The 25428-nt window shown below is 48.7% G+C and carries 28 protein-coding genes; 21 read left to right on the top strand and 7 right to left on the bottom strand.

Translation table 11 applies throughout. The features are described from left to right. Position 1: 1 nt before the first annotated feature. From rpmD to rplQ, 10 genes are all read left to right on the top strand, one after another. Positions 2-187, top strand: a complete 186-nt coding sequence (rpmD, locus tag ABD980_RS01625) for a 50S ribosomal protein L30 (protein WP_260650570.1) — start codon at positions 2-4, stop codon at positions 185-187. Between the two features lie 10 nt (positions 188-197). Continuing rightward, entirely contained in the window at positions 198-641 is a 444-nt protein-coding gene (gene rplO, locus ABD980_RS01620; RefSeq protein WP_260650571.1) for a 50S ribosomal protein L15, read from the top strand. A gap of 11 nt (positions 642-652) precedes the next feature. After that, on the top strand, positions 653-1978 hold the full coding sequence (gene secY / locus ABD980_RS01615; protein WP_260650572.1) for a preprotein translocase subunit SecY: 1326 nt from the start codon (positions 653-655) through the stop codon (positions 1976-1978). Positions 1979-1984: 6 nt separating this feature from the next. Then, positions 1985-2203 (top strand): translation initiation factor IF-1, encoded by a 219-nt coding sequence (gene infA / locus ABD980_RS01610; RefSeq protein ID WP_077734070.1) that lies wholly within the window; start codon positions 1985-1987, stop codon positions 2201-2203. Positions 2204-2237: 34 nt separating this feature from the next. Then, the gene (rpmJ, locus tag ABD980_RS01605; protein WP_003805360.1) at positions 2238-2351 is read left to right on the top strand and encodes a 50S ribosomal protein L36; all 114 of its coding nucleotides are present in this window, start codon (positions 2238-2240) and stop codon (positions 2349-2351) included. 36 nt (positions 2352-2387) lie between these two features. Further along, on the top strand, positions 2388-2753 hold the full coding sequence (rpsM, locus tag ABD980_RS01600; protein ID WP_260650578.1) for a 30S ribosomal protein S13: 366 nt from the start codon (positions 2388-2390) through the stop codon (positions 2751-2753). A gap of 14 nt (positions 2754-2767) precedes the next feature. Next, entirely contained in the window at positions 2768-3163 is a 396-nt protein-coding gene (gene rpsK / locus ABD980_RS01595) for a 30S ribosomal protein S11 (RefSeq protein ID WP_260650579.1), read from the top strand. An 11-nt stretch (positions 3164-3174) separates the two neighbouring features. Continuing rightward, positions 3175-3798 (top strand): 30S ribosomal protein S4, encoded by a 624-nt coding sequence (gene rpsD, locus ABD980_RS01590; RefSeq protein ID WP_345369105.1) that lies wholly within the window; start codon positions 3175-3177, stop codon positions 3796-3798. Between the two features lie 151 nt (positions 3799-3949). Beyond that, on the top strand, positions 3950-4933 hold the full coding sequence (locus ABD980_RS01585) for a DNA-directed RNA polymerase subunit alpha (protein WP_345369103.1): 984 nt from the start codon (positions 3950-3952) through the stop codon (positions 4931-4933). A gap of 247 nt (positions 4934-5180) precedes the next feature. Then, positions 5181-5564 (top strand): 50S ribosomal protein L17, encoded by a 384-nt coding sequence (gene rplQ, locus ABD980_RS01580; protein ID WP_260650582.1) that lies wholly within the window; start codon positions 5181-5183, stop codon positions 5562-5564. A 64-nt stretch (positions 5565-5628) separates the two neighbouring features. On the opposite strand, the gene ABD980_RS01575 is transcribed toward rplQ, so the two are convergent. Both ABD980_RS01575 and ABD980_RS01570 read right to left on the bottom strand, forming a co-directional pair. Next, positions 5629-6729 (bottom strand): NAD(P)-dependent alcohol dehydrogenase, encoded by a 1101-nt coding sequence (locus ABD980_RS01575; RefSeq protein WP_345369144.1) that lies wholly within the window; start codon positions 6727-6729, stop codon positions 5629-5631. Between the two features lie 102 nt (positions 6730-6831). Beyond that, on the bottom strand, positions 6832-7722 hold the full coding sequence (locus ABD980_RS01570; RefSeq protein WP_345369100.1) for a LysR family transcriptional regulator: 891 nt from the start codon (positions 7720-7722) through the stop codon (positions 6832-6834). Positions 7723-7881: 159 nt separating this feature from the next. On the opposite strand from ABD980_RS01570, the gene ABD980_RS01565 reads away from it, so the two are divergent. From ABD980_RS01565 to dsbD, 5 genes are read left to right on the top strand one after another with little or no spacing between them, the layout of a single operon-like run. Then, complete coding sequence (locus ABD980_RS01565) at positions 7882-8424, top strand: VOC family protein (protein ID WP_260650584.1); 543 nt, start codon at positions 7882-7884, stop codon at positions 8422-8424. Then, a complete protein-coding gene (locus tag ABD980_RS01560) occupies positions 8421-9422 on the top strand; it encodes a fumarylacetoacetate hydrolase family protein (protein WP_300646577.1) in 1002 nt (333 codons plus the stop codon). Before ABD980_RS01565 ends, ABD980_RS01560 begins: the two co-directional genes overlap by 4 nt. Before the next feature lie 55 nt (positions 9423-9477). Beyond that, the gene (maiA, locus tag ABD980_RS01555) at positions 9478-10125 is read left to right on the top strand and encodes a maleylacetoacetate isomerase (RefSeq protein WP_345369097.1); all 648 of its coding nucleotides are present in this window, start codon (positions 9478-9480) and stop codon (positions 10123-10125) included. Beyond that, positions 10125-10466 carry a divalent cation tolerance protein CutA gene (cutA, locus tag ABD980_RS01550; protein ID WP_260650587.1) on the top strand — a complete coding sequence of 114 codons (342 nt, stop codon included), beginning with the start codon at positions 10125-10127 and terminating at the stop codon, positions 10464-10466. Before maiA ends, cutA begins: the two co-directional genes overlap by 1 nt. Positions 10467-10511: 45 nt before the next feature. After that, entirely contained in the window at positions 10512-12401 is a 1890-nt protein-coding gene (dsbD, locus tag ABD980_RS01545; RefSeq protein WP_345369093.1) for a protein-disulfide reductase DsbD, read from the top strand. Positions 12402-12466: 65 nt separating this feature from the next. Here the strand turns inward: dsbD and hemB are convergent, their stop codons facing one another. Together hemB and yihA are read right to left on the bottom strand one after the other, a co-directional pair. After that, complete coding sequence (gene hemB, locus ABD980_RS01540) at positions 12467-13483, bottom strand: porphobilinogen synthase (protein WP_345369091.1); 1017 nt, start codon at positions 13481-13483, stop codon at positions 12467-12469. Continuing rightward, complete coding sequence (gene yihA / locus ABD980_RS01535) at positions 13480-14103, bottom strand: ribosome biogenesis GTP-binding protein YihA/YsxC (protein WP_260650590.1); 624 nt, start codon at positions 14101-14103, stop codon at positions 13480-13482. Before yihA ends, hemB begins: the two co-directional genes overlap by 4 nt. Positions 14104-14268: 165 nt before the next feature. Here yihA and ABD980_RS01530 point away from each other — a divergent pair, with 165 nt between their 5' ends. The 3 genes from ABD980_RS01530 to ccsB all read left to right on the top strand — a co-directional run bounded on the left by ABD980_RS01530 (position 14269) and on the right by ccsB (position 18538). Continuing rightward, positions 14269-14964, top strand: a complete 696-nt coding sequence (locus ABD980_RS01530; RefSeq protein ID WP_260650591.1) for a c-type cytochrome — start codon at positions 14269-14271, stop codon at positions 14962-14964. A gap of 222 nt (positions 14965-15186) precedes the next feature. Beyond that, on the top strand, positions 15187-17184 hold the full coding sequence (locus ABD980_RS01525; RefSeq protein ID WP_345369142.1) for a cytochrome c biogenesis protein ResB: 1998 nt from the start codon (positions 15187-15189) through the stop codon (positions 17182-17184). Next, positions 17177-18538 carry a c-type cytochrome biogenesis protein CcsB gene (ccsB, locus tag ABD980_RS01520; RefSeq protein ID WP_300647497.1) on the top strand — a complete coding sequence of 454 codons (1362 nt, stop codon included), beginning with the start codon at positions 17177-17179 and terminating at the stop codon, positions 18536-18538. Before ABD980_RS01525 ends, ccsB begins: the two co-directional genes overlap by 8 nt. A gap of 78 nt (positions 18539-18616) precedes the next feature. Here ccsB and lysA read toward each other — a convergent pair whose 3' ends face one another. From lysA to ABD980_RS01510, 3 genes are read right to left on the bottom strand one after another with little or no spacing between them, the layout of a single operon-like run. Then, positions 18617-19885 (bottom strand): diaminopimelate decarboxylase, encoded by a 1269-nt coding sequence (lysA, locus tag ABD980_RS01515; protein WP_345369140.1) that lies wholly within the window; start codon positions 19883-19885, stop codon positions 18617-18619. Between the two features lie 19 nt (positions 19886-19904). Then, positions 19905-20030 (bottom strand): LPS translocon maturation chaperone LptM, encoded by a 126-nt coding sequence (gene lptM, locus ABD980_RS11180; RefSeq protein ID WP_300647499.1) that lies wholly within the window; start codon positions 20028-20030, stop codon positions 19905-19907. 3 nt (positions 20031-20033) lie between these two features. Continuing rightward, entirely contained in the window at positions 20034-22487 is a 2454-nt protein-coding gene (locus tag ABD980_RS01510; RefSeq protein ID WP_345369086.1) for a penicillin-binding protein 1A, read from the bottom strand. Positions 22488-22622: 135 nt separating this feature from the next. Between ABD980_RS01510 and ABD980_RS01505 the strand changes: the two genes are divergently transcribed. From ABD980_RS01505 to ABD980_RS01495, 3 genes are read left to right on the top strand one after another with little or no spacing between them, the layout of a single operon-like run. Continuing rightward, complete coding sequence (locus ABD980_RS01505; RefSeq protein ID WP_300647501.1) at positions 22623-23207, top strand: shikimate kinase; 585 nt, start codon at positions 22623-22625, stop codon at positions 23205-23207. Further along, positions 23204-24274: a 3-dehydroquinate synthase gene (aroB, locus tag ABD980_RS01500; RefSeq protein ID WP_345369084.1), complete on the top strand. Its 1071-nt coding sequence runs from the start codon at positions 23204-23206 to the stop codon at positions 24272-24274. The genes ABD980_RS01505 and aroB overlap by 4 nt, the downstream gene beginning before the upstream one ends. Positions 24275-24279: 5 nt before the next feature. Continuing rightward, a complete protein-coding gene (locus ABD980_RS01495; RefSeq protein ID WP_345369082.1) occupies positions 24280-25413 on the top strand; it encodes a deoxyguanosinetriphosphate triphosphohydrolase in 1134 nt (377 codons plus the stop codon). The last annotated feature ends 15 nt before the right edge of the window (positions 25414-25428 follow it).

The raw sequence follows: 25428 nt of genomic DNA, 5'->3' as shown, positions 1-25428 counted from the left end.
CATGGCACAGAAGCAAATCAAGGTTACTCTCGTGCGCTCTGTTATCGGTACAAAAAAAGACCATCGTGACACCGTCCGTGGTCTAGGCTTACGCCGCGTTAACAGCAGCCGCGTTCTGGTTGATACTCCCGAAGTTCGTGGCATGATCCGCAAAGTGGATTACTTAGTCACCGTTTCGGAAGCCTAAAGGAATCGGCATGTCGCAAATGCAATTAAATACATTAAAACCTGCTGAGGGCGCCAAACACGCAGCCCGTCGCGTTGGTCGCGGTATGGGTTCCGGTTACGGCAAAACAGCAGGGCGTGGTCATAAAGGTCAGAAATCACGTTCTGGCGGTTACCACAAAGTTGGCTTTGAAGGCGGTCAAATGCCTTTACAGCGTCGTCTACCTAAGCGCGGTTTTACTGCCCCAGGTGGTCACTTGCACGCCGAAGTCCGCTTGTCTGACTTACAACGTTTAGACGTAGAAGAAGTCGACATTCAGGTACTGAAGCAAGCTGGCATTGTTGGTCAGCTCGTGCGTTACGCTAAAGTCATTAAATCCGGCGAGCTGTCCCGCAAAGTCGTTTTAAAAGGCTTGCGTGCAACAGCAGGTGCCCGTGCTGCTATTGAAGCTGCTGGCGGGTCTTTGGCTGAATAAAAGGGGTCACGGTGGCTAAAGCACAGGCAAAGGGTAAGACAGGTTCTGGATATGCTGATTTAAAGCGGCGTATTGTATTCCTGCTGCTCGCGCTGGTTGTTTACCGCTTGGGTACACATATTCCCGTCCCAGGGATCAATCCAGACGCACTATCAGATCTATTCCAACAAAACTCAGGTGGTATTTTGGGTTTGTTCAATATGTTCTCTGGTGGTGCGTTGCAACGATTCTCAGTGTTCGCACTGGGGATTATGCCCTACATTTCTGCATCGATTATTATGCAGTTAATGTCGGTGGTTGTGCCTACGCTCGAGGCAATCAAAAAAGAGGGTGAAGCGGGTCGTCGAAAGATCACCCAATACACTCGTTACGGTACAGTGTTTCTTGCACTATTCCAGGCAATTGGTATTTCTGTTGCATTGGAGTCACAACCCGGTCTCGTCATCGACCCCGGTTTGTTATTCCGCTTTACTACAGTTGTGACCTTGGTCACGGGCACCATGTTTCTCATGTGGCTCGGTGAACAAATCACTGAACGTGGTATTGGTAACGGGATTTCCATTATCATCTTTGCTGGTATTGTGGCAGGTTTACCTAGCGCCCTTGGTGGCTTGCTAGACCTAGTACGAACCGATGCTATGTCGATATTATCTGCATTGTTCATCATCGTGCTGGTGGTTGCTGTTACGTACTTTGTTGTATTTGTCGAGCGTGGACAACGTCGTATCACGGTCAACTACGCGAAACGTCAGGTAGGTAACCGTATTTATGGCGGACAAAGCTCGCACTTGCCGCTGAAGCTGAATATGGCAGGGGTAATTCCTCCTATTTTTGCCTCGTCAATTATTCTGCTTCCAGCTACAATTGCCAGTTGGTTCTCCACTACACCGGGTCTGGGCTGGTTACGTGATTTGGAAGCTGCGCTTTCACCTCGTCAGCCTTTGTACATCACGCTGTTTTCAGCTCTGATTATTTTATTCTGCTTTTTCTACACGGCATTGGTTTTCAATAGTCGCGAAACAGCAGATAACTTGAAAAAAAGCGGTGCATTTGTACCTGGTATACGTCCCGGAGAACAAACAGCACGCTATATTGATAGAATCTTGTCCCGCTTAACCTTAGCTGGCTCGATTTACATCACTATAGTTTGTTTGGTTCCGGAGTTTCTGCAGATGCGCTGGAACGTACCATTCTACTTTGGTGGTACTTCCTTGCTAATTATTGTTGTAGTTACTATGGACTTCATGTCACAGGCGCAAGCCTACGTGATGTCTCAACAATATGACTCGTTGCTGAAAAAGGCTAACTTTAAAGGCACGGGTTTGCCTATGCGATAGAAGAAAATGGCAAAGGACGACGTTATACAAATGCAAGGCGAGGTTGTAGAAAACCTCCCAAACGCAACTTTTCGTATCAAGCTAGAAAATGGCCATATGGTGTTAGGCTACGTTTCGGGCAAGATGCGTATGCATTACATCCGGATTCTGCCGGGCGACAAGGTCACAGTGGAGCTCACGCCCTATGATCTTAGCCGAGCCAGAATTGTATTCCGCTCTAAATAAGCAGCGGCCGGTTTAAGAAAACTAGGAGTCAACCATGAAGGTAATGGCATCAGTGAAGCGGATTTGCCGCAACTGCAAAATCATTAAACGTCATGGCGTGGTACGTGTAATCTGCACTGATCCCCGTCACAAGCAGCGTCAAGGCTGATACGCCGAAACGCAACCGATTTAACAAGGAACAACCATGGCCCGTATTGCTGGCATTAACATTCCGCCGCATCAACACGCCGAAATCGGTCTAACCGCGATTTTCGGTATCGGTCGTACTCGCGCTCGTCAAATTTGTGACGCCGCGGGCATTGAATATTCCAAAAAGATCAAAGATCTTACCGACGCCGAACTAGAAGTCATTCGCGAACAGATTTCGCAATTTAACGTTGAAGGCGATTTACGTCGTGAAGTCCAATTGTCTATCAAACGCTTGATCGACTTGGGCTGTTATCGTGGGATGCGCCACCGTCGCGGACTGCCTGTGCGCGGTCAGCGTACACGCACTAACGCACGTACCCGTAAGGGACCACGTCGCGCAGCGCAGTCTCTGAAGAAATAATCGAGGAATAGAAGATGGCTAAAGCTTCTGGCGCATCGCGCGCTCGTAAGAGAATCAGAAAGAGCGTCTCCGACGGCATTGCGCACGTTCAGGCGACCTTTAACAACACAATCATCACTATCACCGATCGTCAAGGCAACACATTGTCTTGGGCGACATCGGGTGGCGCTGGCTTTAAAGGCTCGCGTAAATCCACACCGTTCGCTGCACAGGTAGCCGCCGAAATGGCTGGCCGCTCTGCAATGGAATACGGTATTAAAAACTTGGAAGTTCGCATCAAGGGCCCTGGCCCTGGCCGTGACTCGTCGGTTCGCGCATTGAATGCACTTGGTATCAAAATTACCAGTATTGCAGACATTACGCCGATCCCACATAACGGCTGCCGTCCGCCCAAGCGTCGTCGCATCTAAGGGGAAGATACGTGGCTCGTTATATTGGACCTAAATGTAAACTCTCACGTCGTGAGGGTACTGATTTATTCTTGAAAAGCGCTCGTCGCTCCTTGGACTCCAAATGTAAATTGGATTCTCGTCCAGGTCAGCACGGTCGCACCTCTGGTTCCCGTACCTCCGACTACGGCTTACAGTTACGCGAAAAGCAAAAACTAAAGCGTATGTACGGTGTATTGGAAAAACAATTCCGTCGCTACTTCCATGAAGCAGAGCGTCGTCGCGGTAATACCGGTGAATTGTTAATTCAATTGCTCGAATCCCGTTTAGACAACGTTGTCTATCGTATGGGTTTTGGTTCCACACGTGCAGAAGCACGTCAGTTGGTAACTCACCGCGCAATCGAAGTTAACGGCCGTACTGCGGATATCGCTTCCATGGCAGTTAAACCCGGTGATGTGGTTTCCATTCGCGAAAAAGCACGTTCCCAAGTGCGTATTAAAGAAGCACTCGAACTTGCACAAAGCGTTGGTCTTCCACAATGGGTTGAGGTCGACACCAGCAAACTTAGCGGTGTATTTAAACAGGTTCCAGATCGTGCTGATGTGGCACGTGATGTGAACGAATCGCTAGTTGTTGAGTTGTACTCACGCTAATTAACCCAAGTCTTCGGATTACGGTTATTATCACTTGGCCCACTTTCTTTTTATAGATGGTGGGCCTTGTGGTCTCTTACCACTTGTTGGTTTTTATTATTCCATCAGCCTTATCGGTGTAACGAGCCGAGGGTATTGAAAAGGAAATCTCATGTCTCAAGCCTTTCTAAAGCCGCGTTCTATTGAAGTCGAGGCCATCACTAAACATCACGCCAAAGTTATCATGGAGCCTTTTGAGCGTGGTTATGGCCATACGTTGGGTAACGCACTCCGTCGAATCTTATTGTCTTCCATGACAGGTTATGCACCCACCGAGGTACAGATTACCGGTGTGGTACACGAATATTCCACCCTCCCCGGTGTACGTGAAGACGTGGTTGACATCATGTTGAACTTAAAAGGGGTGGTATTCAAATTACACGGTCGTGAAGAAGTCACCTTGACGCTCAACAAATCCGGAGCTGGTGAGGTTTACGCGCGTGATATTGAGCTGCCACATGATGTGGAGATCATTAACCCCGATCATCACTTGGCGACCCTAACTGACGAAGGCAAGCTTGAGATGCAAATCAAGGTCGAGCAGGGCCGTGGCTATGTGCCTGGTAACGTTCGTGCTTTGTCCGAAGATCGTCAGCACACGATTGGTCGTATTATTTTAGATGCGTCTTATAGCCCGGTGCGTCGTGTTAGCTACGAAGTAGAAAACGCGCGTGTGGAGCAGCGTACAGACTTGGATAAATTGGTGTTAGACATCGAAACCAATGGCGTGCTCACCCCCGAAGAGGCTGTACGTCAAGCAGCGCGCATTTTGATGGATCAGATCTCTGTATTTGCGGCGCTAGAGCACGAGGAAGACACCTTCGAGACCACCGAGCGCGCCGCTCCGCAGATTGACCCTGTCTTGTTACGTCCTGTGGATGACTTAGAGCTAACCGTACGCTCTGCAAACTGCTTGAAAGCAGAAAACATCTACTACATTGGTGATTTGATTCAGCGCACGGAAAACGAGCTGCTTAAAACACCTAACTTGGGTCGTAAATCGCTTAACGAGATCAAAGAGGTATTGGCGGCACGTGGCCTAACCTTGGGGATGAAGCTAGAAAACTGGCCTCCGCTAGGTCTAGAGCGCCCTTAATCGCCGACACCTAAAAAAGCAGGCTATGGCAGATAGTGATGGGTCATTGTTTGCCATAGCCACGCTGTTTTCGGGGTATAAGCAACGGATTTGACGAAGGTCTTGTCATCAGTTTTTAAAACTCTGCTATAATTATTCGTCTTTTTTACTGCCAATTGGCCCGCAGCTGTGCTGATAGAAGAGCCTGGGCAGCGTATGGCATTAAGCCATACAAATAAGATTCACTTTATTTAATAGGAAAATTATCATGCGTCATCGTCATGGTTTACGTAAACTAAATCGTACTAGCAGCCATCGTTTGGCTATGTTCCGCAATATGTCGGTTTCTTTGATTGAGCACGAAGCCATCAAAACCACTTTGCCTAAAGCCAAGGAATTACGTCGAGTGATTGAGCCTTTGATCACGTTGGCTAAAAACCCAACTGTAGCAAACCGTCGTTTGGCTTTTGCACGTCTACGCGACCGTGATGCGGTGACCAAGCTTTTTGACGTGTTGGGACCTCGTTTTAAAGATCGTAACGGTGGTTACACTCGTGTGCTTAAAATGGGCTTCCGCCAGGGCGACAATGCACCCATGGCCTACATGGAGCTAGTAGAGCGCACCGAAGCAGAAAACAACGACGCTGAATAATAGTTATTAAGCGTGTTAAAAAACCCGTTTCCATATGGAAGCGGGTTTTTTTATGAGGATGCGTTTAGGGTTTGATTGCGATTTTTAACACACCATCACGTTGGTTAGCGAATAAATCATAAGCTTCTACAATGTTGTCGAGTTGGTATTCGTGGGTAACCAATGCGGTAAAGTCAAAACGATCAGCGGCAACCACACTCATCAGCCGACGCATACGCTCTTTGCCCCCTGGGCAGAGCGCTGTATTGATCCGATGATCGCCTAAGCCTGCAGCAAAAGCATTCACTGGGATGACAAGGTCTTCGGCATAGACGCCAAGGCTAGATAGCGTACCACCAGGTTTAAGCACCCGCAGCGCTTGTTCAAAGGTTATCTGTAGTCCTAGGGCTTCAATACTTGCATCGACGCCACGGCCAGCTGTGATTTTTAGGATCTCATCAACGACATCCACCTGATTGAAGTTGAGCGTAATATCAGCGCCCATTTTTTTAGCGATTGCTAAACGATCATCGTTACCATCAATGGCAATAATGACACTAGCGCCTAATAAGCGCGCACCAGCGGTAGCGCATAAGCCAATTGGGCCCTGCGCAAACACAGCAACCATATCACCAATTTTGATGTTCGCGTTTTCTGCGCCTTTAAAGCCGGTGGACATGATATCAGGACACATCAGTACGGATTCGTCGCTAAGGCCATCGGGGATAGGGGCTAGGTTGGCTTGTGCATCGGGGACAAGCACGTATTCGGCTTGGGTGCCATCAATCATATTACCAAAGCGCCAGCCCGCGGTGGCTTTGTAGCCGTGGCATGGGCATGTGTCATCATCGTCCAGAAGATAAGCCCCGTCTTGGGAGGGAAAACCGTCTTGGGAAGGATAAGAAGTGAAGCTTGGGCAAATTGCCCCTGCAATGACGCGTTGGCCTTCTTGGTAGCCTCGCACATTACTGCCTAGCTTTTCAATGATACCAACCGGCTCGTGTCCAATCGTCAGTCCAGATTTGACCGGGTATTCTCCCTTTAGAATATGGATGTCCGTGCCACAAATCGTGGTGGTAGTGATTTTGACGAGGGCATCGTTTGGCCCGACATCCGGAATGGGTTTGTCGACGAGTTCGATGCGGTTTTTTTCTACAAATACTGCAGCTTTCATCATTGCCATAATGGTTCTCCTGAGGCAAAAAGGATGGTTGGTACAGCTTTAAAAAAACACGTCTATTATTCACAATAACATAAAAAAACGGCACTAAAGGGAAATATAAAACGATTAAAACGCCTCTAATAGTCTATTTTTAAATGCGGTCGCAGCAGGGGCTAAGGTACGGGCAGAACGTTCATAAATATAAAAACGACGGTAGACCGCTGGGTTATTAATCGGTCGCATCACCAGTCCATAGCGCTCGACCAGTGGGCGAGCATAAGGCATACATACGGTTAACCCCAATCCTGCATGGACCATACTTAAAGCCGTAGACATAAAGCTCACTAAATGGGCCGGTTTAAGATTGAGCTCTGGACCATATTCTGTGCTATCTAAATCCCCAGAAAGCCGTTTTGTAAACTGACCTTGTAATAAGATAAGGGCTTGGCCTTGTAGCTGTTGCCAAGACAGGCGATCGGCTTGAGCAAGCGGGTGTTGCGGTGGCAGCACCACATGAAAAGGGCTCTCAAATAACAAGGTGGATTGAATCTCTACGCTGCTATCACGCTCAGGGCCAACACCAAAATCCACTTCGGCAGCGAGGACTTTGTTGGCCACCTGTTCTACACCACAATCATAAAGTTGAACCTGAATATCTGGATAGTGTTGGTGAAATTGCGCTATGACGGTGGGAATAACCGTGCTGGAAAGCAATTGTGGAGCTGCTATACGTACAATACCTTTTTTTAACGCTTTTAGACTAGCGGCCTCGTCTAATACATTACCTAAGTCCGATAAAATTTTATCGACTAAGGGGTATAAGTCTTTACCCACATCAGACAATTGCACGCGGCGTGTGCTGCGATCAAAAAGCTGCAGACCAAGGGAGCGCTCCATCTGCTTAATTAGGCTGCTTAAAGCGGACTGGGTGATAAATAGGTTTTGAGCGGCGACGGTAAAACTTTGGGTTTTGGCAAGCTCTACAAAGGCACGTAATTGGCGCAGGCTGATATTCATTTGGGCTATCTCTGAGGTTGATCTATTTATTAGTTTAATTGATAAATCAAAGGAAAAAATCCATTTGATTCATAGATGGTTTTCGTTTTTAATGAAGTAGCTATCAGTGTTTTGTCGTCGTGACTTATCTTGATGACGTTCAGCAAGGAGACTGCTGCCATGATTAAAAAAATACACCATGTGGCTTATCGCTGCAAAGATGCGTATGCCACCGCAAAATGGTATGAAAAAAATCTTGATATGAAATTGGTTTTGGCGATTGCCGAAGACAGTGTGCCATCAACGGGTGAGCCTGACCCTTATATGCATATTTTTTTAGATGCGGGAATGGGTAATGTGTTGGCTTTTTTTGAGCTGCCAACACGTCCTGAAATGGGGCGTGATGAAAATACGCCAAAATGGACGCAGCATTTGGCCTTAGAAGTGGATTCCATGGATACCTTATTGCAGGCAAAAGCACGCTTGGAAGCCAATGGTGTCAATGTGATTGGTCCGACGGATCATGCTTTATTTCAATCCATTTATTTCTTTGATCCCAATGGTCACCGTTTAGAGCTGGCCGTAAATACCCCTTTGCCCGGTATGAATGAAGCCTTGGATGAGGTGAAGTGGGACATGCTCGAGGAGTGGAGTCGCACCAAACGTGCGCCTAAACATGCCGCGTGGTTGCATGATGGAAGCTATAAGGAGATGTTTAAATGAAATTAGCCAGCCTAAAACAAGGCCGTGATGGTGCTTTGGTGGTAGTGAGCCGTGATCTAACCCGTTTTAAGGTGGTGGCAGATATTGCCCCCACTATGCAATACGCTTTAGAAAATTGGGAGCAGTGTGAACCAGCACTACAGCAGGTCTATGAACAAATTAATGCTTCAGCGGATCATACTCAAGCTTTTGATGTGAACTTGTTTCACTCTCCGTTGCCGCGCGCTTATCAGTGGGCAGATGGCTCAGCGTACATTAACCATGTGGAGTTAGTACGCAAAGCACGTAATGCCGAAGTGCCAGCCTCGTTCTACCATGACCCGCTGATGTATCAGGGTGCTTCCGATGGTTTTTTAGCGCCTACGGATAAGGTGGTTGCAGACCCTGATTGGGGCATTGATTTTGAGGCTGAGGTCGCGGTGATTACGGGTGATTTGCCTATGGGGGCAACCGTAGAGCAAGCCGCTCAATCCATTCGCTTGGTGATGCTAGTCAATGATGTGAGCATGCGCGCACTGATCCCCGCGGAACTAGCAAAAGGGTTTGGTTTTTTACAAAGTAAGCCGGCGAGCGCATTTAGTCCAGTGGCCGTCACACCCGATGAATTAGGAGACAAATGGGCCGATCACAAGGTACATCTTCCTTTGCTTGTGGAGCTAAACGGTCAGCCCTTTGGTCAACCCAATGCGGGTGTAGACATGACGTTTAATTTTGCTCAGCTTGTAGCTCATGTAGCTAAAACCCGCACCGTTTGTGCAGGTACGATTGTTGGTTCGGGCACTGTTTCAAATAAACAAGGCAGCTTATGGGGCTCTTCTATTGAAAATGGGGGCGTAGGCTACTGTTGTTTGGCGGAGGTACGTATGTATGAAACCATCGAGCAGGGCAAGCCCTTAACGCCTTTTATGCAGCCGGGTGATGTGGTACGGATTGAAATGAAAGACGAGGCAGGGCAAAGCATTTTTGGTGCGATTGAAAACGAAGTGGAGCGCTTTTAAGCGTTAGCCGATAAGAAAAAAGGGTGCTTTGCCCGCACCCACCAAAGGAGTATTTATGCGTTTATATACGTATTTTCGTAGTTCAGCCGCATATCGAGTGCGTATTGCTTTAGGTTTAAAGCAATTGGATTGGGAAGCGGTTCCGGTTCATTTACTGCGTGACGGGGGGCAGCAACACAGCGAGGCGTATAAAAAAAAGAATCCTGCTGAGCTGGTTCCAGTCTTAGAAGACGCAGGACAAGTGTTTACGCAGTCGTTGGCGATCATCGAGTATTTAGATGAGGCGTACCCAACGACACAGGCCTTACTGCCGGATGATCCTGTCGCACGCGCCCATATTCGTGGGTTGGCGCTGCAAATTGCTTGTGATATTCACCCTTTAAATAATTTACGTGTTTTACAGTACCTAGAAAAAAATGCCGCGTGGGATACAGCACAACGCCAGGAGTGGTATTTGCATTGGGTGGGGACCGGGCTAGAAGCCTTTGAAAAACAATTAGCGGTTTATAATACATCGGGTGAGTATTGCTATGGTTCACAGCCAACCTTAGCGGATGTGTGCTTGATACCGCAAGTCTTCAATGCGCAGCGCTTTGGTTATGCAATCGACCATTTACCGCGGGTAGCACAGGCGGTACAGGCTTGCTCGCAACTACCCGCTTTTATTCAAGCTGAGCCTGCTCAACAAATGGATGCAGAGTAATGCAGTTACAGCCTCATTCGGTGGATCAAATTGTTTTAGTCTTATCAAATGCGCCCGACGAGGCGTTGGCAAAACGGATAGCGCACCTCACCGTAGAAGAGGGTTTAGCCGCTTGTGTGAACCTTGGGCGCCCTGCCTTGTCTATGTATATGTGGCAAGGCACGCTGGAGGGCGCCGAGGAAATCCCCCTCACCTTTAAAACCACAGGGGCAAAAGTAGGAGCATTGATGGAAAGAATCCGCTCCTTACACCCTTACGAGGTTCCCGAAATTCTTGTTCTCCCTGTCATTGCGGGGTTGGATACATATGTTAACTGGGTAAAAGAACAGACCTCCGCGTAGCCTTGGTGTGATAAAAAGCTAACATCAAACCAAAGGAATGATTCTATGTTGGGTTCTACACCCGCTTGGCAAGGCGGACGGTGGTATCGTCTTTTCTTTTTATTCTGGGTCAGTGTGGTACTGCTCATTGCGCGTCCGGCACAGGCTTTTGATGAGTTTTTAGACCCTGAACAAGCGTTTCAGTTATCGGTAGCCATGCATAGCCCCACCGAGGTGGATGTGCATTTTCAAATCGCGCCAGAATACTACATGTACCAATCGCGGTTTGCTTTTAGTTTGAATGATGACGAGCAAGCGGTGGGTGATCCGGCTTTCCCCCCCGCTCAAGTCATTTATGACCCCACCTTTGATGAGGAAATGGCGGTATTTAGGGAACAGGTAACGGTTCGTGTACCGGTTCAACCTGGCTTAGGCATACCGGGGTTACCCCTGTCATTGGCGATTACGTATCAAGGGTGTGCTGATGCTGGGCTTTGTTATTCCCCTATGACAGAGACGATCCAGCTCACCGCTGTGGAGGGGGGCTACAAAGCGCAAGGGCGCTGGGTAGTGGATAGTGTGCCAGAGCCCTTAGATCATGTGGTCGAGGCACCAGCCGCTGCAGTCAGCTTTACCGAGGCATTTAGCTTAAGTGATACCGGCATCGCTGGTTTTCTTGCCCAGGCCTCGTGGGCAGAAATGATGGCCTTGGCTTTTGTGCTTGGTTTGCTGTTGTCATTTACCCCTTGTGTTTTACCGATGGTGCCCATTTTGTTAAGCATTATTGCTGGCCAAGGGGTCAAACCCACGGATTCACGCTGGCGGGGCTTAACGTTGGCTGCGGCTTATGTATTGGGTATGTCGTTGGTTTATACCGCTCTAGGGGTGGCCGCTGGCTTAGCGGGTGCGAGCTTAGCAGCCTGGTTGCAAACCCCTTGGGTGTTGAGTCTGTTTGCTGTCATTTTGGCCGTTTTAGCGCTCTCCATGTTTGATGTGTATAACTTGCAGGTACCTGCCGGTATGCAGTCATCGTTACAAGGGCGGCTAGCTAAAATTCCCGGTGGTAAATACGGCGGTGTGTTTTTAATGGGCATGCTTTCAGCATTGATTGTGGGGCCATGTGTGGCCGCACCGTTAGCTGGTGTGTTGTTATTTATCTCGCAAACGGGTGATGTGGTCTTAGGGGGCGCAACATTATTCGCGCTGGCCTGGGGCTCAGGTGCACTATTGCTTGTAGTGGGGGCATCGTCTGGGGCGCTATTGCCTAAAGCCGGTGGTTGGATGAATGGGATTAAATACGGCTTTGGGATCCTGTTACTTGCCACGGCGTGGTGGATGGTGAACTCAGTCTTACCCACATGGGTATTGATGTTGGGTTGGGCTGTCTTAGCGATTTGGTCCGCTACGCTATTAGGAGCATTCCGTCGTTTAGAAGCCGAGGCAGGCGTATTCCAACAACTATTAAAAGGGGTTGGTATTTTGGTGGCGGTATGGGCCATAGCACTTACCGTTGGGGTGGCGTCAGGGAGCCGAAGCATTACCCAGCCTTTAGCTGGATTAGGGCTGGGTGGTAGTGCAGGAGCGGTAAATAGTGTGGCAGCGCCTCCATTTGAGCCGGTGACTTCTATTCAGGAGCTAGAGGCCGCACTGGCGGCGGCAGACCGACCTGTTATATTGGATTTTTATGCAGATTGGTGTGTGTCGTGCATCGAAATGGAGCAGTTCACCTTTACGGATCCAGAGGTTGCTCAAAAAATGGGGAACATGATTTTGTTACAAGCCGATGTGACCAAAAACACCCCAGAGGACCGTGAGCTGTTAAAGCGTTTTCACTTATTTGGGCCACCCGGCATCATTTTCTTTGATGCGCAGGGCAACGAGCTTCCCGACCCTCGGGTCGTTGGATTTATGCCGGCGGATAAGTTTAGCGCTGAGCTAAACAAAGTCGTACGTTAAGTAACACGAGCTGCACATAAAAAACGCCAGCCTAATACGCTGGCGTTTTTATTAGGGCATCGGATTTATTGATTTGCCTGCATCCATTTAGCCGCTTCGATCGCAAAGTACGTCAAAATACCATCGGCACCGGCACGTTTAAAAGCGAGTAGCGATTCCATCATGACTTTATCGTGATCGAGCCAGCCATTTTGTGCAGCGGCTTTGAGCATGGCGTATTCTCCGCTGACTTGGTAGACAAAGGTTGGCATACCAAACGCGTCTTTGACCTCGCGCACAATGTCTAAATACGGCATACCTGGTTTGACCATCACCATGTCGGCGCCTTCGCGTATATCGGCGGCGACCTCGCGGACTGCTTCTAAGCGGTTAGCAGGATCCATTTGATAAGAGGCTTTGTCGGACTGACCCAGGTTCGCGGCAGAGCCTACGGCATCCCGGAAAGGCCCGTAAAACGCACTCGCGTATTTGGCCGAATAGGCCATGATACGTGCGTCAATAAAGTGGTTTTCATCCAAGATGTTACGGATCGCGGCAACACGGCCGTCCATCATGTCGCTAGGAGCAATAATATCCACACCTGCTTGGGCTTGGGTGAGTGCTTGTTTGCACAAAACAGCTACTGTGGGCTCGTTAAGCACGTAGCCGTTTTCATCAATAATACCGTCTTGACCGTGACTGGTATAAGGATCCAGCGCCACGTCAGTTAGCACGCCCAGCTCTGGAAATTCTTTTTTTAACAGTGCAACGGTACGAGGCACCAGACCATCTGGATTCGCAGCCTCTAGTCCTTGAGGGCATTTTTTTTCGGGCTCGATAGAAGGGAACAGCGAAAGCACAGGGATACCAAGTTTTACGCATTCTTCGGCTACGGCTAAGAGCTGGTCAGGCGAATAGCGATAGACGCCAGGCATAGAATCGACCGCCTCGCGGACGTTTTTGCCCTCGCGAATAAAAACGGGGTAAATAAAATCATCAACGCTAACGGCGGATTCGCGCACCAAACGGCGGGTGAAGTCATCACGACGGTTGCGGCGTGGACGGCTTTGGGGGAAATGAACGTCAGGAATAAATTTTGTCATGGTACAAATTGGGGGGAAATCCAGTTTTCGATATGTTGCGTGGCGTCTTCGATACCAATACGGTGCGTCGCGGAAAAGGGCAACGCATGCAAAGCACCAATGTCTTTAAGCTGCTTACGTGCGGCAGCTACCGCTTGGATACGTTTACCATACGCAAATTTATCGGCTTTAGTTAATAATACTAATACCGGTCGTCCGGTGGGCGCAATCCAATGGGCCAGTTGTAAGTCTAAATCGGTCAGTCCGCGACGAATATCAATCACTAAGACAATGCCAGCTAGGGAATTGCGCGTCCGTAAATATCCGCCAAGCACTTGGTCCCACTGCTGTTTTTCTTGACGATTAACCGCCGCATACCCATATCCGGGCAAATCGACTAAATAACCAAGCTGGGCATCGGCTTCTAGAGGGTCCGGAATGCCAAACATGTTGATCAGACGTGTTCGCCCCGGTGTTTTACTGGAAAAGGCAAGGCGGCGTTGGTTTGTTAAGACATTGATAGCAGAGGACTTACCCGCATTAGAGCGCCCCACAAAGCAAACCTCTGGAGGGCCTTCGGGGGGGAGCTGGGACAGTTGTGCCGCAGAGATGGTGAAGCGAGCGCGATGTAATATAGACATGATTGCAGCAAATTCCGTTTAATTTTGTAGCTCTATTGTATAATCACTAAGTTTAATACGGTAACGTCGTGTTCTTGGCAAAGATTCTTTCGCAGAATGCGGCGGGTTTGGCGGCATAAGCCCCTTTTTTGCTTATCCAGTTGAATCGCGATTGTCGAGGACTACATGAAGCGCGTGCTATCAAAATTTATTATCACAAGCAGCCTAATCGCGGGTTGTTCCGTGCTAAGCCTAGCTTATGCTGCCGACGCAGCAAAGCCGGACTTACAAAAAGGCGAACAGCTCTACCTAAATGGTAACGTCTCTAAAGGCGTTTTAGCCTGTGTCACCTGTCACGGAGAAGCTGGCAACAGCACCCTAGAGGCCAACCCAAACTTGGCAGCTCAGCCTTTTGAATACTTGGTTAAACAGCTTAATGATTTTCGCCCTAAAAAAGAGGGCGAGCCTGCAGCTCGTTTAGCCGCTGGTGGCGCTCCTGCCGTCATGGCAAGCATTGTGGCAAATATGACCACCGAAGAAATGCGTGATGTCGCGTTTTACCTTAGCCAGCAGCCTTTAGACCCCGAAAAGGCCGCCACAGCAACTAACTTAGATACATTAGAGCGCGGTCAGCAGATTTGGCGGGGTGGTTTACCAGAACGCGGTGTAGCGGCTTGTGCTGCCTGTCATGCACCGAATGGTGCTGGGATCCCCGGTCAATACCCACGCTTAAGCGGTCAGTTCCCTTCTTATATTGCAGAGCAATTACGTTTATTCCGTAGTGGTGACCGCAACAATCAAGTCATGATGCATGATATTTCCGATCGCATGAACGATGCCGATATCGATGCTGTGGCGGATTACGCAGCAGGCCTACGTTAATTCTGCTCTGACTAACGCTTTTTAAAGCTCACCTTGTACGTATAAAACACAAGGTGAGCTTTGCTGTGTTTATGTGTAGGTAATAGTGGGGAACTTATTGCTTACTGTGCGTTCTAATGGGATCAACCCTTCCTCTTACTTTTATCGTTATCTAATTCTGTGACTGTATCTACCACCCAGCGTCGAGCAACTGTTGAAGATGTCATGGAGCTGCTTGGCTCCATGCGGTTCGCTATTAGCCTTTTGGTTTTTATCTGTGTTGCCAGTCTTATCGGCACAGTACTCGCACAAAACCAGCCACTTAATGTTTATATCGATCAGTTTGGTCCTTTTTGGACGGCTTTATTCGATAAATTCACCATTTGGAATGTGTATAACAGCTGGTGGTTTTTAGTTATTATGGGTTTTTTGGTGGTGTCGACCACTTTATGTGTGATTCGACATACCCCTAAAATGCTCCGAGACTCTCGCACCTTTAGGGAATATGTACGGGGGACAAGTTTACGAGCATTCCCCCATCGGGTCGAGATCACATCCAGCCACACCCCCCAAGATAACCTAGCGCCGATCCAGCAGTGGCTTAAAGCACATGGCTATGCTTACCGCGTTCGTGATGACGAAGACGGTAGTTACATGGTAGCGGCGAAAAAAGGGGGAGCAAATCGTTTAGGCTACATTTTTGGGCATGTGGCGATTGTGGTGATTTGTATAGGGGGGCTGCTAGATAGTGAACTACCGATTCGTATTCAAGCATGGTTGGGGGATAAAACCCCCATCACGGAAAATATGTTTATTTCCGAAGTCCCCCCCGCTGGGCGGTTGAGTTTATCTAATCCTAGCTACCGCGCTAATATGCTTTTGCCCGAGGGCGCAAAAACCTCTCATGCTATTGTTAGTTACGGAGAAGGGGTTTTGATCCAGCCAGTGCCATTTATTGTGGAGCTAAAGCGTTTTATCATTGACTATTACTCTACTGGTATGCCAAGCAATTTTAAAAGCGAGGTAGAGGTCATTGACGAGGAAAATGGTAAGCGCTTTACTCAGGTGATCGAGGTGAACGAGCCTTTGCGTTATCGTGGGGTAACCATCTACCAATCTGGCTTTGATGATGGTGGTAGCAAACTGGTGCTAAGCGCTTATCCTTTACAAGGGGCTGAATACGAGCCCGTCCGCCTAAAAGGGGTGGTTGGCGAAAGCGCGCCCGTGATTTATAACCAACAGGGCGATAGCGTAGAGGCAACCTTTACAGAGTTACGAGTCTTTAACGTTGAGGACCTTACCGATGGTGATCCACAACCTAAAGCTTTGATGGATCATGTGGCCTCCGTAGCGGGCAGTGGCGTTAAGCCCAAAGACGATCACTTAACCAATGTGGGGCCAAGCATCCACTATAGGCTTACGACCAAAGATGGCCAGGCGATGGAGTATGTGAACTACATGGCTCCCATGACCTTAGACGGGTTTCCGGTGTTTTTGCTTGGTATGCGCCGTAATCAAGCCGATTTTTTCCGTTATGTACGAATTCCTGCCGATGCAAAAAGCTCAATGACAGAGTTTATGCAGTTACGAGCAGCGGCAACCGACACGGCTAAATTGCAATTGGCAGCTAAACGTTTTGCCATGCGCAGCGGGCAAATGGAGGCCGGCTCTTTGATTGAGTTAGCGGCTTTTAAAACCATTGATACCTTTGTACGTAAAGGGTTTAATGGCATTATTGAACCAGTGCCAGAGGCGGAACGCGAGCGTATTTTGGGTTTAACGGTGCCCATGCTCCAGATGACGCTTTTGGAGCTGCGTAATCTGGTGCGCGAAGAGCACGGTTTAGCACCTATTGATTATAGTGGGGAAAAAGGCGCCCACGAGGAACAATGGGTACAGCTCGCTTTATTGGCTTTTGCGAACTTGCCCGAATATCCGGCTCCCGTGGTGTTAACGCTAGATAGCTTTGACCAGGTGCAAGCCAGTGTTTTTCAGGTCTCACGTAGCCCTGGTATGTATATTGTGTATACCGGTAGCTTGTTCTTGGTGATCGGTGTGTTTGTGATGATTTATGTGCGTGATCGTCGTATTTGGGTGTGGGTGCGCCCACAGGATACGGGCAGCATTTTGACGGCAGCCATGACATCACAGCGCCGTAATTTAGACTTCCAACAAGAATTCCAACGCTTCCAAACGGCGTTTGAGCGTTTGTCTGCAGATCGAGGTAATCAACATGTCTAATTCCGCTGTTACATCTTCTCCCTCTATGTGGGGTGATGATCCGCGGTCTCCCAGCGGGGACGCGCGAGGGGTGCGCGGTCGTCCAACCATAAGTGATGCCATCTACTTTGTTGTATTGGCTTTGGCGGCAGTCTACTGTTTAAAAACCTATCCCGATAGCATGGATTACTACGAGCGCATTATTCTTGTCGCCACCGTGCCAATGCTGGTGTGGATGGGTTGGCTCTGGCGGCCACTGCGCACCATGACGATTGTGATCTCGTTGGTGGCGTTGTTTGCTATTTGGCTTTATAGCCCTGATGGAAACTTAGCCAATGGCGATATCAATCGCGCTGAGACCGTCTTTTTTCTGAAATACCTGATCTCTTCTCAATCCGCTATTTTGTGGATGTGTGCATTATTTGTATTAGCTACGGTAATGTACTGGATAGGGATGGCAAGCCCGACTGCGGCTTGGATTGGCTCTGGGCTGACATGGGCAGCAGTGTACGCAGGCTCGATCGGGTTATTGGTACGTTGGCGTGAAGGGCACTTATTAGGCCCTGATATTGGTCATATTCCTGTGAGCAATTTATACGAGGTTTTTGTCCTCTTTGCGCTCATGACCGCTTTATTTTACTTGTACTATGAACGCCGTTATGCCACCCGTGCTTTAGGCGGTTTTGTCTTGCTGGTGGTGTCCTCCGTCGTGGTGTTTTTGTTGTGGTATTCCTTTACGCGTGATGCCCATCAAATTCAGCCCTTAGTGCCAGCACTGAAAAGCTGGTGGATGAAAATCCACGTGCCAGCTAACTTTATTGGTTATGGTACGTTTGCGCTATCTGCGATGGTGGGTTTTGCCTATTTAATCAAAGAAAATGGTGAGACCACTTCCTGGGCGAAACTATCTCCCGTATTTATTTTAGGGGTGCTGCTTTGTGCGGAGCCGTTAATTTTTAGCTCGGGTAAATTTTCAGCCACATGGATGCTGTATTTTGGTATTAGTGCCATCATTGTTGGTTTAATTATGGCATTCCGCCGTCCTATTGCACAGCGCTTACCTGATTTGGAAATCCTCGATGACATTATGTATCGGGCGATTGCAGTGGGCTTTGCTTTCTTTACGATTGCCACGATTTTAGGTGCCTTATGGGCAGCTGATGCCTGGGGAACTTATTGGCAGTGGGACCCTAAAGAAACATGGGCCTTAATCGTTTGGTTAAACTACGCCGCTTGGTTGCATATGCGCTTCATGAAGGGACTACGAGGTACATTTAGCGCCTATTGGGCATTGGTAGGCTTGCTTGTGACGAGTTTTGCCTTCCTCGGTGTAAATATGTTCTTATCGGGTTTGCATTCTTACGGTGAGCTGTAAGACTTTTATAAAATTACCCCACCCTGTACAGGGTGGGGTAAGTGATTTTTGCCAAATAATAGTTAAAAACTAATATGGCTAGTCAATAAGACGTTCGCTATCAAATAAACTTTCTAGACTTTCTCGGGGGCGAACGAGGTGCACGGATTGGTCATCTACGATGACCTCTGCAGCACGAGGGCGTGTGTTGTATTGACTGGACATCGTAAAAGCATACGCCCCAGCAGACATGATGGCGAGCAAATCGCCTTGGGCTAGGTGTAAAGCGCGATCTTTGGCCAGCCAGTCGCCGCTTTCACAGATTGGCCCCACAATATCATAAGCCGGGGCAGGCGCAGAGCCAGTGCGTGGGCGAACAGGCTCTACGTCGTGCCAGGCGTCGTAGAGAGTAGGGCGAATTAAGTCATTCATTGCTGCATCAACGATTGCAAAATGCTTGTCTTGATTGGTTTTTACGTATTCAACCCGTGTTAGCAATACGCCGGCATTACCCACCATGGAGCGCCCGGGCTCCAGCACGAGCTGTAAATGCCCTAGATCCGCAGCGTCCAGCGCTTTGAATACCGCGCTTAATAGTTCGGTAGGCGTGGCTGGGGTTTCGTCGGTATAGCGGATCCCTAAGCCGCCACCAATATCTAAATGGCTAAGAGTAATGCCCTGGGATTGGAGCTGCTTAATGAGGGCAATAAGTTTATCGAGTGCGTCTAAATAGGGACTGATCTCAGTGATTTGTGAGCCAATATGGCAATCTACGCCCACGATTTCTAAGTGAGGCATAGCCTGAGCGCGTGCATAAATAGCAGGGGCTTCGTTGATATCCACACCAAACTTATTGTCTTTAAGGCCAGTAGAAATGTAGGGGTGGGTTTTTGCGTCCACATCGGGATTAACTCGTAGGGAAATAGGTGCTTTTACGCCTTTTTCACCAGCGATTTGGTTAATACGCTCTAATTCGGCTTCAGATTCGACATTAAAGCATTTAATACCCGCATCCAGAGCGGCTTCGATTTCCCAACGTTGTTTGCCAACGCCGGAGAAGACGACTTTAGCGGGGTCGCCTTTGGCGGCGATGACGCGCGCGAGTTCCCCGCCTGAAACAATATCAAAACCTGTGCCTAAGCGAGAAAATTCATTTAAGATAGCCAGATTTGAGTTCGCTTTCATACCGTAGCACACCAGCACATCGCGCCCTTGTGCGGCGACATGATAGCTATACCATGCATCATGCAGGGCCTGGCGTGAATACACGTATAAAGGTGTACCGAAATCATGCGCTAATTGCTCTAAAGAGACATTTTCAGCATGCAAGGTGTCATCTTTAAGTTGAAAGTGCTTTGCTACGGTCATAATTAAGTCAAAGTAAAAATTAAGCACGCGCGGCTGCTTGAGCAAACTCAGGCAAAGTCAAAGGACCTTTGTATCCGCATCCAGTCATAGCCACTATCATAGCGATAAATAGCAAAGTACGCAGGGGTTTCAGTACGGTTTTCATGGATTAAAAAGGAATCAATCCTGGTGTGGTAAGGGGGTCAAGGGCATCGCCTGGGCGTTCAAGCTGTTCTAGAAGTTGACCAATACCGTCTTCGTTGTCTTCAGCCCCTTCTTCGATATAAAGAGTATCATCCAAAACTGAGGGCAGACCTACACGCAAGATGGCTTTGCCAGGAGGGAACTCGTCAAAGTAGAAATTACCATCGATTTGCTTTAGGCCCGAGGGGACAGGTCCAAGCGGCTTTTGGGGAATGTCTTTGAGTGCGGTTTTCATATAGTCAATCCAAACCGGCATGGCTAAGCCACCACCGGTTTCACTGGCTCCTAAAGAGCGGGGCTGATCAAAGCCTAGCCAAGCAATGCCAACGATATCTGGTGTATAGCCGGCAAACCATGCATCATGAGAGTTATTGGTTGTGCCCGTTTTGCCACCAATATCATTGCGTTTAAGGGTAGCTGAAGCACGAGAGCCAGTGCCAGAAGTGGCCACACCGCGTAGCATATGGTTCATGACATAAGCCGTTCTTGGGTCGATAGCGCGGGCATTACTGTCGCCGGCGACTACGGGTTTAGCTCTCATGATGACCTTGCCGCTACCGTCTGTAATATGATCAATCAGATACGGTTGGACGCGGTAGCCATTATTAGCAAATACGCTGTAGGCAGTAGCGAGTTGTAGAGGGGTTACACTGCCTGCACCCAAAGCAAGGGGTAATACAGCGGGTTGACGGGCACGATCAAAACCAAAACGCACAATATAGTCTTGGACGTATTTAGGCCCAACGGCTTGCATGATACGGATAGATACCATGTTTTTGGACTTGTAGAGTCCATTGCGCATGGTGAGCATGTTTTCATAGCGACCACCATAGTTTTTTGGATTCCATGGCTTTGAGCCGGTTTGGGCAGACGTTAGGCTAAAAGGTTGGTCCGAAATCAAGGTTTCGGGGGTGAGCCCTTTTTCTAGCGAAGCGGCATAAATAAAAGGTTTAAAGGCGGAACCGGGCTGGCGCCATGCTTGGGTGACACGGTTAAATTTACCATCAGAGAAATGGAATCCACCGACCATGGCTTGAATCGCACCGTCTTGGGGGCGCATCGAGACAAAGGCGGCTTGAACGGCCGGCATATTGATGACTTCCCAGTAGTCGCCGTTATTGAATAAATACACCACGGCACCACGATCAATGCGCTCTTTGTCATTGGCGTTTTTGGTTAAGCCCCGCGCCACAATGCTTAGAGCCCGTTTATTGTCAACGGTAATAATATTGTCAGCGGTGCGGGCGACGGTGATTTGTGTTGGGCTGGCCGATAGCACTACCCCCACTAATAAATCACCTGCATCAGGGTGTTCGCGTTGGACTTTTGCCAAAATGTCACTAAAGGCTTCGGTGTCTTGTTCGATATTAGCGGGTAAGTTGACGCGAGCCTCAGGACCGGGGTAGCGAGCACGGCGTGTGTATTGCAGCACAGCATCGCGTACGCTTCGGTAAGCAGCTTCTTGTTGTTTCGAGTCAATGGTGGTGTAAACATTGAAGCCACGTGAATAAATACCATCTTTATACACACCATATAGTAACTGGCGTGCTAGCTCTGCTGCATATTCCCCATGAATGGCATAACCACCTGCGGGCATGCCTTCGGCGGAACGGATCTCAATAGCTTGATCTAGGGCGGCTTGATGCTCATCTTGTGTGATGTAGCCTAAGTTCAACATGCGGCGTAGGACGACCACCTGTTGGCGTTTCGCCTCGTTATAGTTGGCAATGGGGTTGTAGCGCGAGGGGGCACGCGGAATACCGGCGAGCATAGCGGCTTCGGCTAACGTGATTTCAGTTAAGGGTTTTCCAAAATAAGCCCGCGATGCTGCCGCAAAGCCATAGGAGCGGTGTCCTAAAAAAATCTGATTCATGTAGAGCTCTAAAATTTGGTCTTTGCTCAACATGGATTCAATTTTAAAGGTCAGTAATAGCTCATAAAACTTACGTGTGTAGGTTTTTTCTGAGGAAAGGTAAAAGTTACGAGCGACCTGCATGGTGATCGTACTGGCTCCTTGTGATTTAGCGCCTGATGCTAAGTTTGCCAGTACCGCACGACCGATACCTTTCAGGTCTACCCCACTATGTTGATAAAAGCGATCGTCCTCTGCTGCTAGGATGGCGGATTTCATCACGTCCGGGATTTCGTCCAAGCGCATGACATTGCGCCGCTCCTCGCCAAACTCGCCGATGAGGACTTTGTCCGCCGTATAAATACGCAATGGTACACGTGGTTTATAGTCGGTCATTGCGCTAAGATCAGGAAGGTTTGGCCATGCTAAAGCCAACGCCAAAGCCACAACTAATGCTCCACATGCCGCAAGACCTGTGAAGAAAATGGCAGTCTTAAGAATAAGACGGATCAGCCACGAACCGGAGGCGGGCGCAGTAGTATGAGTAGATGAATCAGTAGAGCTCATTGTGGGCAAATAGTGGTTATCTTTTAGAGATAAATAGGTGGGTTTTTATAAGTAAATAAATACTCGATAAAGCTGAAATCAATAGGCAGCTAATGCGATAATACACAAATGACAGATTTTTTATCCGCAGACCTCATGCAAAATGAAATTTTAACACCTCTTAGTCCGGCTGATTTACAGCGATTGTTACAACCAGGTCATCAGTCTATTTTTTTAATAGGCATGATGGGAGCTGGAAAAACCACGTTAGGGCGCCAGTTAGCTCGTCATCTGAAACGTGAGTTTTATGATTTAGATCACGAGCTAGAAGCGCGCTGCGGAGTGCCTGTTGCTACGATCTTCGACATTGAAGGCGAAGCCGGTTTTAGACGACGTGAAACCTTGGAGCTGGACATTTGTTCGCGTCGTCCTGAAATAATCTTAGCCACAGGGGGTGGCGCCATTTTGGCCGAGGCCAATCGACACATGCTCAAAGAGCGGGGTACGGTTGTTTATTTACGCGCTAATATTAATGAATTATATCGGCGACTAGAGCGGGATAAAACCCGCCCTTTATTACAAACTGCAAACCCGCAAGAGCGTATTGCGTCTTTGTTAGCAGAGCGTGAGCCGATTTATGAACAATTAGCAGACGTGGTGTTTGAAACGGGGTCTGCACCGGTGCATTTAGCGGCCAAACAATTACTAGATGTCTTAAAAGAGCAAGAGGTCATTTCATGAGTGTAGTACAAGTCAACACACCAGGTGGCAACTATCCCATACATGTTGCATCCGGGCGTTTAACTCAGCTGGCACAATCTATCCCCGCTGACGCTACCACTATTGCGCTGATTTCTAATCCTACCGTTTTTGCGCTGTATGGTGAAACTGTATTAAATGCACTACAGTCCACAGAAAAAAAAGTCGTGCAAGTGCTTATCCCTGATGGGGAGCAGTATAAAAATAGCCAAACATTGGATCAGATTTTTGATGCTTTGTTACAAAACCGATTGGATAGAAAAGCGGTTATTGTCGCGTTAGGTGGGGGCGTAGTTGGGGACATTAGTGGTTTTGCGGCGGCTTGTTTTATGCGAGGCATTCGTTTTGTGCAGGTGCCGACTACATTGTTGTCCCAAGTGGATTCATCAGTAGGGGGGAAAACCGCGATTAACCACCCCTTAGGTAAAAATATGATCGGGGCGTTTTACCAGCCAATCGCTGTAGAAATCGATATTGACGTATTAGGGACGCTTGGACAAAGAGAAATCGCAGCTGGGCTGGCCGAGGTCATCAAATACGGCATGATCACGGATGCTGATTTTTTACATTGGTGTGTGGAAAATGCCGCGGCGCTTACCGCCTTGCAGCCTGATGTGGTGCAGTATGCTGTACAGCGCTCATGCGAGCTTAAGGCCTATGTGGTGTCACAAGATGAGCGCGAGTCTGGTCTGCGTGCCATATTAAACTTTGGTCATACTTTTGGTCATGCCATTGAAGCGGGGCTGGGTTATGGTGAATGGTTGCATGGCGAGGCCGTGGGCTGCGGCATGATAATGGCTGCTGCCTTATCCGCCGAGGTCTGTGGCTTGGCGCCAGAGCATGTGCAGTTAGTCAAAGATCTCGTTGCTGCTATCGGTTGTCCTACCCAGCCTCCACAGTGGGAAGCAGATAAATGGATTGATCTGATGGGGTTAGATAAAAAAGCCGAGGGCGGTCAGCTGCGCTTTGTTTTATTACCTGAGCTAGGCAAAAGTGTGGTGCAAGCCGTAGATGTAACTACGGTGAAAAAAGTCTTAGCTCAATTTTAGGAGTGATGATGTTAGCCGCGTATGCATGTAATCCTGAGCAGTCCCAAGGTCGTCTTTATCCTGAACCCCCGCCCAGTGGGCGTAACGCTTTTCAGCGTGATAAAGACCGAATCATTCATTGCAATGCATTTAGGCGCTTGGAATACAAAACCCAGGTGTTTGTGAACCACGAGGGGGATTTATTTCGGACGCGGCTAACACACAGCATCGAGGTCGCACAAATAGCCCGAGCCATTGCGCGCCGCTTAGGTCTACACGAGGACTTGATCGAAGCCATCGCCCTAGCGCATGATTTAGGGCATACGCCTTTTGGGCATGCCGGACAAGAGGAGCTGAACCTGTGTATGCGTGAGCTAGCACCCGAAGCCGGTGGTTTTGAGCATAATTTACAAAGCCTGCGTATTGTGGACCATATCGAAGAGCGTTATGCGCAATTTAATGGCCTAAACCTATGCTTTGAGACGCGCGAGGGGATTTTAAAACACTGTAACCGGCGTCATGCTGAGCGCCTTGGTGCGGTGGGTTTGCGCTTTTTAAATGGCACGCAGCCTTCTTTAGAGGCTCAGGTAGCCAATCTGGCCGATGAGATTGCGTATAACAACCATGATATTGATGATGGGCTACGCTCGGGGCTCATTACCCTAGAGCAGCTCTTAGAGGTGCAGGTTTTTGCTGAGCATCACGAGCTGGTATTGCAGCAATACCCACAGCTGCAGGCACCCACTATGCGTAAGCGCCTGATTGCTGAGATTATTCGGCGTATGATTCATACCTTTGTGGTGGACTTATCAGAAACTACCTTGGCCAATCTAGCGCAACATCAGCCCCAGTCGGTGGACGAGGTGCGACAATGCCCGCGTTTAGCCGCATTTAGCCCCGATATGCGAGCTCAAGCTGATGAGCTTAAGCGCTTTTTGCGCCAAAACTTGTATTATCACGATCGGGTTTTACGCATGACCCACAAGGCACGGCGTATTGTGCGAGATTTGTTTGAGGCCTTTATTGCTGAACCAGGGCTTTTGGCAGCTGAGCATCGACGCGAGGATTTTAACGAGCAAGCACGAGCCATAGCGGACTATGTGGCGGGCATGACAGACCGCTTTGCTATTAAAGAACATCGTGACTTGTTTGTGATGTAAAGCGTTAATAGGTGT

Source organism: Paenalcaligenes hermetiae, assembly GCF_039543645.1.
GTDB classification, from domain to species: domain Bacteria; phylum Pseudomonadota; class Gammaproteobacteria; order Burkholderiales; family Burkholderiaceae_B; genus Paenalcaligenes; species Paenalcaligenes hermetiae.
Note: the sequence above shows the minus strand (reverse complement) of the source record. Positions and strands in the feature narration are given on the sequence as shown.

Coding starts and splice junctions, on each gene's coding strand:
- rpmD (WP_260650570.1), top strand. CDS start 2: ATGGCACAGAAGCAAATCAAGGTTACTCTCGTGCGCTCTGTTATCGGT.
- rplO (WP_260650571.1), top strand. CDS start 198: ATGTCGCAAATGCAATTAAATACATTAAAACCTGCTGAGGGCGCCAAA.
- infA (WP_077734070.1), top strand. CDS start 1,985: ATGGCAAAGGACGACGTTATACAAATGCAAGGCGAGGTTGTAGAAAAC.
- rpmJ (WP_003805360.1), top strand. CDS start 2,238: ATGAAGGTAATGGCATCAGTGAAGCGGATTTGCCGCAACTGCAAAATC.
- rpsM (WP_260650578.1), top strand. CDS start 2,388: ATGGCCCGTATTGCTGGCATTAACATTCCGCCGCATCAACACGCCGAA.
- rpsK (WP_260650579.1), top strand. CDS start 2,768: ATGGCTAAAGCTTCTGGCGCATCGCGCGCTCGTAAGAGAATCAGAAAG.
- ABD980_RS01585 (WP_345369103.1), top strand. CDS start 3,950: ATGTCTCAAGCCTTTCTAAAGCCGCGTTCTATTGAAGTCGAGGCCATC.
- rplQ (WP_260650582.1), top strand. CDS start 5,181: ATGCGTCATCGTCATGGTTTACGTAAACTAAATCGTACTAGCAGCCAT.
- ABD980_RS01570 (WP_345369100.1), bottom strand. CDS start 7,722: ATGAATATCAGCCTGCGCCAATTACGTGCCTTTGTAGAGCTTGCCAAA.
- ABD980_RS01565 (WP_260650584.1), top strand. CDS start 7,882: ATGATTAAAAAAATACACCATGTGGCTTATCGCTGCAAAGATGCGTAT.
- ABD980_RS01560 (WP_300646577.1), top strand. CDS start 8,421: ATGAAATTAGCCAGCCTAAAACAAGGCCGTGATGGTGCTTTGGTGGTA.
- maiA (WP_345369097.1), top strand. CDS start 9,478: ATGCGTTTATATACGTATTTTCGTAGTTCAGCCGCATATCGAGTGCGT.
- cutA (WP_260650587.1), top strand. CDS start 10,125: ATGCAGTTACAGCCTCATTCGGTGGATCAAATTGTTTTAGTCTTATCA.
- dsbD (WP_345369093.1), top strand. CDS start 10,512: ATGTTGGGTTCTACACCCGCTTGGCAAGGCGGACGGTGGTATCGTCTT.
- hemB (WP_345369091.1), bottom strand. CDS start 13,483: ATGACAAAATTTATTCCTGACGTTCATTTCCCCCAAAGCCGTCCACGC.
- yihA (WP_260650590.1), bottom strand. CDS start 14,103: ATGTCTATATTACATCGCGCTCGCTTCACCATCTCTGCGGCACAACTG.
- ABD980_RS01530 (WP_260650591.1), top strand. CDS start 14,269: ATGAAGCGCGTGCTATCAAAATTTATTATCACAAGCAGCCTAATCGCG.
- ABD980_RS01525 (WP_345369142.1), top strand. CDS start 15,187: ATGCGGTTCGCTATTAGCCTTTTGGTTTTTATCTGTGTTGCCAGTCTT.
- ccsB (WP_300647497.1), top strand. CDS start 17,177: ATGTCTAATTCCGCTGTTACATCTTCTCCCTCTATGTGGGGTGATGAT.
- lysA (WP_345369140.1), bottom strand. CDS start 19,885: ATGACCGTAGCAAAGCACTTTCAACTTAAAGATGACACCTTGCATGCT.
- lptM (WP_300647499.1), bottom strand. CDS start 20,030: ATGAAAACCGTACTGAAACCCCTGCGTACTTTGCTATTTATCGCTATG.
- ABD980_RS01510 (WP_345369086.1), bottom strand. CDS start 22,487: ATGAGCTCTACTGATTCATCTACTCATACTACTGCGCCCGCCTCCGGT.
- ABD980_RS01505 (WP_300647501.1), top strand. CDS start 22,623: ATGCAAAATGAAATTTTAACACCTCTTAGTCCGGCTGATTTACAGCGA.
- aroB (WP_345369084.1), top strand. CDS start 23,204: ATGAGTGTAGTACAAGTCAACACACCAGGTGGCAACTATCCCATACAT.
- ABD980_RS01495 (WP_345369082.1), top strand. CDS start 24,280: ATGATGTTAGCCGCGTATGCATGTAATCCTGAGCAGTCCCAAGGTCGT.